The 8,794-nt window shown below is 42.4% G+C and carries 9 protein-coding genes; 3 read left to right on the top strand and 6 right to left on the bottom strand.

Annotation, left to right across the window (positions count from 1 at the left end; translation table 11 throughout):
* Positions 1 to 220: 220 nt before the first annotated feature.
* From jag to P7J36_RS11135, 5 genes are all read right to left on the bottom strand, one after another.
* Complete coding sequence (jag, locus tag P7J36_RS11115; RefSeq protein WP_408552153.1) at positions 221 to 1,216, bottom strand: RNA-binding cell elongation regulator Jag/EloR; 996 nt, start codon at positions 1,214 to 1,216, stop codon at positions 221 to 223.
* Positions 1,217 to 1,235: 19 nt separating this feature from the next.
* Complete coding sequence (locus P7J36_RS11120; RefSeq protein WP_249548075.1) at positions 1,236 to 2,048, bottom strand: YidC/Oxa1 family membrane protein insertase; 813 nt, start codon at positions 2,046 to 2,048, stop codon at positions 1,236 to 1,238.
* A complete protein-coding gene (gene rnpA, locus P7J36_RS11125) occupies positions 2,032 to 2,391 on the bottom strand; it encodes a ribonuclease P protein component (protein WP_024377970.1) in 360 nt (119 codons plus the stop codon). Before rnpA ends, P7J36_RS11120 begins: the two co-directional genes overlap by 17 nt.
* 70 nt (positions 2,392 to 2,461) lie before the next feature.
* A complete protein-coding gene (argH, locus tag P7J36_RS11130; protein WP_024377971.1) occupies positions 2,462 to 3,856 on the bottom strand; it encodes an argininosuccinate lyase in 1,395 nt (464 codons plus the stop codon).
* Positions 3,857 to 3,869: 13 nt separating this feature from the next.
* Entirely contained in the window at positions 3,870 to 5,063 is a 1,194-nt protein-coding gene (locus P7J36_RS11135) for an argininosuccinate synthase (protein ID WP_024377972.1), read from the bottom strand.
* 269 nt (positions 5,064 to 5,332) lie between these two features.
* Between P7J36_RS11135 and P7J36_RS11140 the strand changes: the two genes are divergently transcribed.
* The 3 genes from P7J36_RS11140 (at position 5,333) to P7J36_RS11150 (ending at position 7,148) form a co-directional block, all read left to right on the top strand.
* Positions 5,333 to 5,875 carry an NUDIX hydrolase gene (locus P7J36_RS11140; RefSeq protein ID WP_398581510.1) on the top strand — a complete coding sequence of 181 codons (543 nt, stop codon included), beginning with the start codon at positions 5,333 to 5,335 and terminating at the stop codon, positions 5,873 to 5,875.
* Between the two features lie 398 nt (positions 5,876 to 6,273).
* On the top strand, positions 6,274 to 6,639 hold the full coding sequence (locus tag P7J36_RS11145) for a MerR family transcriptional regulator (RefSeq protein WP_408552151.1): 366 nt from the start codon (positions 6,274 to 6,276) through the stop codon (positions 6,637 to 6,639).
* Positions 6,636 to 7,148, top strand: a complete 513-nt coding sequence (locus P7J36_RS11150; protein ID WP_171988971.1) for a P-loop nucleotide/nucleoside kinase family protein — start codon at positions 6,636 to 6,638, stop codon at positions 7,146 to 7,148. Before P7J36_RS11145 ends, P7J36_RS11150 begins: the two co-directional genes overlap by 4 nt.
* 40 nt (positions 7,149 to 7,188) lie before the next feature.
* Here P7J36_RS11150 and gltX read toward each other — a convergent pair whose 3' ends face one another.
* Positions 7,189 to 8,643: a glutamate--tRNA ligase gene (gltX, locus tag P7J36_RS11155; RefSeq protein WP_408552150.1), complete on the bottom strand. Its 1,455-nt coding sequence runs from the start codon at positions 8,641 to 8,643 to the stop codon at positions 7,189 to 7,191.
* Positions 8,644 to 8,794: the final 151 nt, after the last annotated feature.

The raw sequence follows: 8,794 nt of genomic DNA on the forward strand, positions 1-8,794 counted from the left end.
AACGCGTTTTCTAAAATCAATTCCGTAAGTCATAAGTCTATTTTATCATACATCAAATAAAAACTAAACAACTATACAAGATTCTAAAATTGTTTGAATAGACTGGACCTTGGGAAAACTCCTTTTTGACTTTAGCCTATCACTTTATTGAAAAAAGACCCTATCCAATAAATATTGGAGTAGGGTCCTTAACTTAATGGTATTGAGGCTCAGCCTCTTTTTAATCACGATTTCCTTCAATATCCACTACGACATAGCGGTTTGGTTCGCTACCTTCTGAATAGCTTGTCAAACCATCCATTTTAGAGATAATGCGGTGGATAATTTTACGTTCGCTACTTGACATCGGATCTGTATGGTAGGCTTCCTGCTCTGCCAAAACACGTTCTGCCAATTTTTGTGCGTAGCCTTGAAGAACCTCTGCGCGGTGTTCTACATAATCATTCACATTGATTGTAATATAGAAGTTACGCTCATAACGGTTGTATAAGAAGTTCTGAGCCAAAAGTTGCAAGGCTTTCAAGACTTTTCCGTGATAACCGATAACACGACCTGGTTCATTGGTATCCACTTGAATATTGATTGTACGGCGATTATGACTTGTATCAATACGCGCCTCAACATCCATATCATCCAGAATTTCTTGTACATAAGCTGTCACTTCTGAAACAACTTGTTCAATATCATACTGAGGCTCAATCTTAATATCTAAATCAGCAAAATTATCTGCTTGATTTTCTGAGACGACTTCTTGATTTACGTCTTCCTTAGCAGATGTTGTTGCATCTGTAGTAGTTAGTAAATCCTCTGAAAGAATTTCAATCCGACCTGTTTCTTCCAAAATCGTTGTCGCTTCTTTTTCATTTTTCAAGATCTGGGCTTTAATTTCATCATCAAGCGTTTGACCAGACTTTTCAAATTCTTTCACCGCTGCAACAACTTTTCCTAGGTCAATCGTAGCCTCTGAAACGCTTTTTACTGGTTCATTGAGGTCATTAATTTCACTTGGAACGCCACGAACTGCTTTCTGATTAGCCTTAACAACCGTTGTTTCATTGATGACATCAATATCCACAATCGCTGGCTTTCTACCGAAACCAAGGAAACCTTTTTTCTCACGCGCAACCACAGTAATATGTGCTTTTTTTCGAGGAATATTTAGCTCTACCAAGCCATTCTGGATGGCCTCTTCAACACTTGCTCCTGTAAATTTCATCTTCTCTCTCCTAGTTTTCCTATTTCTTTTTCTGTGCTTTTTTCTGTGCCCGTCGGATTTTTGCCTGACGCTCTTTTTCCGCATCAATTTTCGCTTGACGCTCTGCTATTATTTTAAACGGATTATTGAACACCAAGGTTTGAGCAACCTGATAGGCATTTGACACTGTCCAATACAAAGCCACCCCACTAGCAGCTGCCACAGCAAAGAAAAAAATCACCACGGGCATGGCATAGGTCATAATTGTCATAGCCATATTCTTCTCAATTGCTGATTTATTGGTCAACCATGAGCTGAGGAATGTAAACACTGCAGCCATAATCGGCAAAATAAAGAGCGGATCCGGCTCCCCAAGATTTAACCAAAGGAAGTGACCTACTTTCAAGGCTTCAACACGTGTCAGAGCTTGAAAGAGGGCCAAAAGGATTGGCATTTGAATAAAGAGCGGAATCATGGACGCTCTCATGCTGACGCCATTCTCTTTGTAGAGAGCTTGCGTTGCTTCATAGAGCTGCTGGCGACTTTCCATATCCGTTCCTGGATACTCCGCTTGCAACTTTTTCAGCTGAGGTTGAAGCTCCTGCATCTTCCGTGAGGAATTCATCTGTATTTGGAACAACGGCAACAGAAGGGTTCGAATTAAAATCGTAAAGAGAATAATTCCGATTCCAATCTGACCATTAATTGATAAAAATTGAATAACGCTGGCAAACCAATAAATCAATCTGTCCCAAGCATCTGTAGACTGGCTAGTCACTGGTCCTGTACCGCATGCGGTTAGTACAAGTAAAGCTGCAGTACTGAGACCAGCCCACTTAACTTTCTTTTTCAATCTCAACACCTTCCTGGTATAGTTTAGCTAGTTTCAAAACATGGATGAGGTTTTGTTTGATTTCTTGGTAGTTCAACTCTTCCACACCTTTACGAGCAATAATAACGAAGTCTGCACTAACCAAATGTTGTTGACACTCTATTAAAACATGTCGAAGTCTGCGCTTAATACGTGTCCTCGTGACAGCGTTTCCCAATTTTTTGCTGACAGATAGCCCTACTCGAAAATGCTTCTGTTCCCCAGCTAAATGATAGACAACAAACTTTCGGTTAGCTACATTGTTTCCTTTTGTAAAAATGTCATTAAAATCTCGTTCACGCTTGACACGATAGCTTTTTTTCAAACTGCCACTCCATCTTTCAAAATTACTTCTATTATACCATAAAATTCAAAAAAACCAATAAACATACCGTTTAGAGGCCTTTCGAAGCGATTATTTGTGCTTTTGCTTGCTGAATTTGCTGACGAATGGATTCAAATCCAGTTCCACCTAGCGAATTTCTGCGTGAAACGGCTGTTTCCGATTCTAGAGCTGTATAAATATCCGGTCCAATGACAGGCGACAACTCTTGATAACGTTCCAAAGGAACATCTTGTAAATAATAGCCTGCCTTGCTGCATTCTAATACCAATTTACCTACAATCTCATGCGCCTGGCGGAAGGGTAAGCCCTTGCTGGCCAGATAATCTGCCAACTCTGTCGCATTTGAAAAGTCCTTCTCTGTCGATTGAGCCATCCTTTCCTTATGGACTGTCATAGATTGCAACATCCCTGCCAAAATATCGATAGATACTAAAATCGTTTCCGCACTATCAAACATGCCTTCCTTGTCCTCTTGCAAGTCCTTGTTATAGGTTAAAGGCAGGGATTTCATGACTGTCAGTAGGCCAACTAAGTTCCCATAAACTCTACCAGTTTTCCCCCGAATCAGCTCAGCCATATCTGGATTTTTCTTCTGAGGCATGATGGAAGAACCTGTTGAAAAGGTATCGGATAGGGTGACAAATTGGTATTCATGTGAACACCAGTTAATGATTTCTTCACACAAACGCGACATGTGCATCATGAGAATGCTGGCATTGGAGAGGAATTCCAGTATAAAATCACGGTCAGAAACGGCATCAAGAGAATTACTATAGGGCTTAGCAAATCCCATCAAATCAGACGTCATCTGACGGTCAATCGGAAAGGTTGTCCCTGCCAAGGCCGCCGCACCAAGTGGGGATACATCTGTATGCTGCATGTTGAATGCAAAGCGCTCACTGTCTCGGCTGAACATGTTGTAATAGGCTAACAAGTGCTGAGCAAAACTAATAGGCTGGGCATGTTGCAAGTGGGTATAGCCGGGCATGATGGTTTCCACATGCTCCTGTGCAAGGTCTACTAAAATCTGACGTAGGTTGGCTAATTTGTCTACAACTTGAAAGAGTGTATCCTTCAGATAAAGGTGCATATCCGTTGCTACTTGATCGTTACGAGAACGAGCTGTGTGGAGTTTACCTGCAACTGAGCCTATTTTATCCGTCAATAGACTTTCGATATTCATGTGAATGTCTTCGTTACGAACATCAAACACTAACTTGCCAGCCTCATAGCCTGCTAACAATTCTTCCAGACCAGTTTGAATAGCCTGAGCTTCTTCTTGATTGATAATCCCTGTGGCTCCGAGCATCTTGACATGGGCTAAAGAACCCTGAATATCATACTTGGCCAGTTTTTGATCAAATCGGATGGAAGCTCCGAATTCTTCTACCCATTCCTCAAGACTGGCTTCAAAGCGACCACCCCATAATTTCTTTGCTTCCATACATTCCTACTTTCTAGTCTTTTTTATGAATTTCCGCATTGACCTTGGTTGGCAAGCCCCAAAGCTTGATGAAACCAACTGCTGCATCTTGATCAAAGGTATCTGCACTGGTATAGGTTGCTAAGTCTTCATCATAAAGGGAATTTGGCGATTTCCGAGCGACAACTTTAGCTGTTCCCTTATACAATTTCACTTTTGCTGTACCATTCACGACTGATTGAGTTGCTTGCAAATAAGCTTTCAAGGCCTGGGTTGCTGGATTGAACCACAAGCCATTGTAAATCAAGTTAGAGAGTTCATTTGAAACAATCGGTTTGAAATGCGATACTTCGCGCACCAAGGTCAAATCTTCAATTTCCTTGTGAGCTGTCAAGAGGGTAATAGCTCCTGGACACTCGTAAATTTCCCGTGACTTGATCCCAACTAGACGATTTTCCACATGGTCAATCCGGCCTACACCATGCTTACCAGCAATGACATTGAGTTTTTGGATGAGATTAGCAAGACTTAACTCTTCACCATTTACAGCAACGGGTACGCCCGCCTGAAACTCAATATCGACATACTCAGGAGTATCTGGTGCATTTTCTGGTGCAGTTGTAATACCAAAAGCATCTTCTGGCGCTTCATTCCATGGATTTTCTAAAACTCCGCACTCATTGGCACGGCCCCAAAGATTTTGGTCAACGGAATAAGGGCTATCCAAATCTGCTGGGACTGGTACACCATTTTCCTTGGCGAAGATGATTTCTTCTTCACGCGCCCATTTCCATTCCCGAACAGGGGCTACAACTTTCAAAGTTGGGTCCAGGGCTGCAATGGCTACCTCAAACCGCACCTGGTCATTTCCCTTACCAGTACAGCCGTGGGCGATAGTGGTTGCTCCTGTCTTATGAGCCATTTCCACCAACTTTTTGGAAATCAAGGGCCGACTGAGAGCTGATACCAGCGGATATTTTTGCTCATAATAGGCATGAGCTTGCAGGGCTGGTAGGACATATTCTTGGGCGAATTCTTCTTTTACATCCAATACATGGGACTCAATGGCACCAATGGACAGTGCTTTATCATGAATGAAGTCAAGATCTTTCCCCTCACCTACATCCATACAAACCGCAATCACATCATAGTCTTTTTTCAACCAAGCAATCGCAACTGAAGTATCAAGTCCACCAGAATAGGCTAAAATCAATTTTTCTTTTGTCATAAGCAATCTCATTTCTTTTTATTTTTATAAAACTTAGTGACTATTATAGTGTATATTTATACTTTTTGCAACATAAATATACAAAAAATTGAATTTTTTTTGTATATTTTCAATATTGATTTGAAAAGGAATAAAAGAAAAAACTGACCGAGGTCAGCTTTTAGCTCAATAATTCCCCAATCATTCCAATGCGCAAACATCCGCAAGATGCTTGTCTAACACTTCCAGATTTGCTATAATGAATAACCAATCTAAAAAAGGAGTAAAATATGGAAATCTGGAACGCCTACACAGCCGACGGTCACTTGACCGACCATACCCTCACACGCGGAGAAGCCATTCCCGATGGCCTATACCACCTAGTCGTCGAGTGCATCATCCGCCACCGCGACGGCAGCACCCTCTTCATGAAACGCGACAGCGCCAAGCCCTCCTACCCTGACTATTACGAAGCGACAGCAGGAGGCTCGGCTTTATTTGGGGAAATAGCTGAGCAGGCCATTTTACGCGAGGTCCGCGAGGAAACTGGCATTGAGCTGACAGCCCCCCAACTCCGCCACCATACACACTTTGTCGCCCATGATGACCAGTGTATCTTCCACTGCTACTGGGCAGAAACCGACTGGGACAAATCTGCCATCCAACTCCAAGCCAACGAAACCAGCCACTACATCTGGGTCCCACAAGAAAAACTGAAAGATTTCCTAGAAACAGAACTGGTTATCCCAAGGCAGAAAGACTATGTGGAGAGCTTATTTTTAGAACAAGAACAGGGTAAGAGCGAGAATGAAACTCAGTACAACATGAGATAAAAAGTGACTGAGATGGTTTCTCCCAAAAAGAATGCGACCACCTAAGACACGCACACCGCAAGCCAAAAATAAACCGAAAATAAATCCCCAAACTGTCTGCCAGCCCAACAAACTAAGCAAGACTGGGCAGACATATAAAACCAGTAACCAGCCAGGAAGTTGCTTGCGATATACCCAAGCAGATAGAGGCAACAAGCCCAAATAAAGCACAATCAAGCATTTATCGTCATTTAGTTTATCTTTTATTACGTCGTTAACTCACCTTGCCTAACTCCAGTTATGCCTGCGGCTCGTTGCCTAGTCCTAAAAGTAAACTAACAGACTATAACAATAAGCATATAGAACTCCTTTCCCCATCAATGTATCATGAGGGGGTAAGGCACTGTCAAGAGGAGATTATGAAAACAGGACAAGTTATGCAACAATTTGGTATCAAACGTGATACGCTTCGCTTCTACACCGAACAAGGATTGCTACAGCCTCAACTGATTAACGGCAATTACCACTGGAATGAAAAAGAAATCAACAACCTAGAAAATATACTAGGACTTCGCCAGTTAGGTCTATCTGTGAAAGCTATTATCCGTATCAAAGAACTTCACGACACCAAATGTGGCAGCCGCGAACAACTAGAAGAAAACAAGCAGGTTATACTGGACGAAATTGCCGACCGTGAAAAACAAATCCTCCTGCTCCAAGAACAGAAGGAAAATCTAGAAAACCTACTCCAGCAGATTAATAACAAACTAGAGGAAAGCCAATGATTTTATTGCTAACTGGTGCCAGTCACACTGGTAAAACAACCGCCGCTCAAACCATATTGGAAAAACAACACATCAACTATCTTTCTATTGACCATCTGAAAATGGGCTTAATACGTAGTGGTCAAACCAAACTGACAGTCGAAGATGACAAGGAGTTGACAGACTACTTATGGCCCATTGTTGTCGAAATCATCAAAACAGCTATTGAAAATCAACAAAACCTCGTGGTTGAAGGCTGCTACATTCCATTCGATTGGCAGAAGGATTTAGAAGCTGAATATCTCTCCCACATTCGCTATACTTGTCTGATTTTCTCAGAAAACTATATCAAGGAGCATTTTTCAACCATCAAAGCCTTTGCCAACATCACCGAAAAGAGAATAGATGACTCTTGGGCGACTGAGGAACTGCTCCTGCAAGATAACGCTTATTATTTAGAAAACTGTGAGAAATATAACCTCAACTATATTCTGATTGATCAAGAATACGATATTAATCCACTCATATAACAAAATCCCCGCCGTCACAGGACAGCGGGGTTTATTGTTCTTACAAACTCTTCAACATATTATCAATATGCTGGATAGATTTTTCACGGCCGAGCAGGTAGATGGTATTTGGCAACTCTGGTCCGTGCATTTCGCCTGAAACGGCGATACGGATTGGCATGAAGAGGTTTTTGCCCTTGATGCCTGTTTCTTTTTGAACAGCTTTGATTTGTGGGAAGATGTTATCTGGTTGGAAATCTTCGTCCGTCATAGCTTCCAATTTTTCCTTGAGGGCATTGAGGACAGTCGGTACCGTTTCGCCAGCCATGACTTCTTTTTCTTCATCAGTCAATTCTGGGAAATCAGAGAAGAAAAGGTCTGTCAGCGGAACGATTTCATCCGCAGATGACATTTGTGGCTTGTAAAGTTCCACCAATTTTTCTGCCTTGTCTGTCAAGCGACCTGCCTCTTCCAAGAATGGTTTGGCAAGATTGAAGATAGTTTCTAAATCAGCATTTTTGATGTACTCATTGCTCATCCAGTCCATTTTCTTCTGGTCAAATGCTGCTGGTGACTTGCTGAGACGATTTTCATCGAAGAGTTGGATAAATTGCTCACGGGAGAAGATTTCCTCTTCACCACCAGGGTTCCAACCCAATAGACCGATAAAGTTGAAAACAGCTTCAGGCATGTACCCTTTACGACGGTAATCTTCGATAAACTGAAGGGTGTTTGTATCACGTTTGGATAGTTTTTTACCAGTCTCAGAGTTGATAATCAAAGTCATGTGACCAAATTCTGGCGCTTCCCAACCAAGTGCTTCATAGACCATGAGCTGCTTTGGTGTATTGGCAATGTGGTCGTCCCCACGGATAACGTGCGAGATTTCCATGAGATGATCGTCCACCACCACGGCAAAGTTGTAGGTTGGATAGCCGTCACGTTTCTGGATAACCCAGTCACCACCGATGTTGCCACCTTCGAACTCGATTTCGCCCTTAACCATGTCATTCCACTTGTAAATACCAGCTTCGTTGACAGCCAAGCGAACCGTTGGGACAATGCCAGCCGCCTCACGTTCTGCAATGTAGGCTGCTTTTTCATCTTCAGACATACCAAGGTATTCGTTGATATAGCGAGGTGTTTCGCCCGCAGCTTCCTGACGCTCACGCTCCGCCGCCAACTCTTCTTCTGTCACGTAAGACTTGTAGGCCTTACCTTCTGCCATAAGTTGGTCAACGTACTTTTGATAAATATCCAAACGCTCTGATTGACGGTATTGCTCATGAGTTTCTGGACTCTCATCCCAGTCAATACCCAACCAACGCAGGTTTTCAAGCTGAGAACGCTCGCCATCTTCCACATGGCGTTTGCGGTCTGTGTCTTCGATACGAATAAGGAAAGTACCGCCGTGATGACGGGCAAAAAGATAGTTGAACAATGCTGTACGAGCATTTCCGATATGCAAAAGTCCCGTTGGACTTGGTGCGTAACGCACACGAATTGGTTTAGTCATGTTTCTCTCCTGTAAAATTTCAATCAAGAACATTATAGCACAGAACGTAATAAGAAGACAGAAAAATCAGCCTAGAATCATTCCCGTAGTTGGTTATGCCCTACCCATCATAGCTTTTCAAACTCACAAAAAGAAAAATCGCCACGGTAAG

The sequence above is a fragment of the Streptococcus suis genome (genome assembly GCF_046032115.1).
In the GTDB taxonomy this organism is placed as follows: domain Bacteria; phylum Bacillota; class Bacilli; order Lactobacillales; family Streptococcaceae; genus Streptococcus; species Streptococcus suis_AJ.

What these genes read in the sequence shown, in the direction of transcription:
- jag (WP_408552153.1), bottom strand. Translation starts at nt 1,216, where the DNA reads ATGAAATTTACAGGAGCAAGTGTTGAAGAGGCCATCCAGAATGGCTTG.
- argH (WP_024377971.1), bottom strand. Translation starts at nt 3,856, where the DNA reads ATGGAAGCAAAGAAATTATGGGGTGGTCGCTTTGAAGCCAGTCTTGAG.
- P7J36_RS11135 (WP_024377972.1), bottom strand. Translation starts at nt 5,063, where the DNA reads ATGACAAAAGAAAAATTGATTTTAGCCTATTCTGGTGGACTTGATACT.
- P7J36_RS11140 (WP_398581510.1), top strand. Translation starts at nt 5,333, where the DNA reads ATGGAAATCTGGAACGCCTACACAGCCGACGGTCACTTGACCGACCAT.
- P7J36_RS11145 (WP_408552151.1), top strand. Translation starts at nt 6,274, where the DNA reads ATGAAAACAGGACAAGTTATGCAACAATTTGGTATCAAACGTGATACG.
- P7J36_RS11150 (WP_171988971.1), top strand. Translation starts at nt 6,636, where the DNA reads ATGATTTTATTGCTAACTGGTGCCAGTCACACTGGTAAAACAACCGCC.
- gltX (WP_408552150.1), bottom strand. Translation starts at nt 8,643, where the DNA reads ATGACTAAACCAATTCGTGTGCGTTACGCACCAAGTCCAACGGGACTT.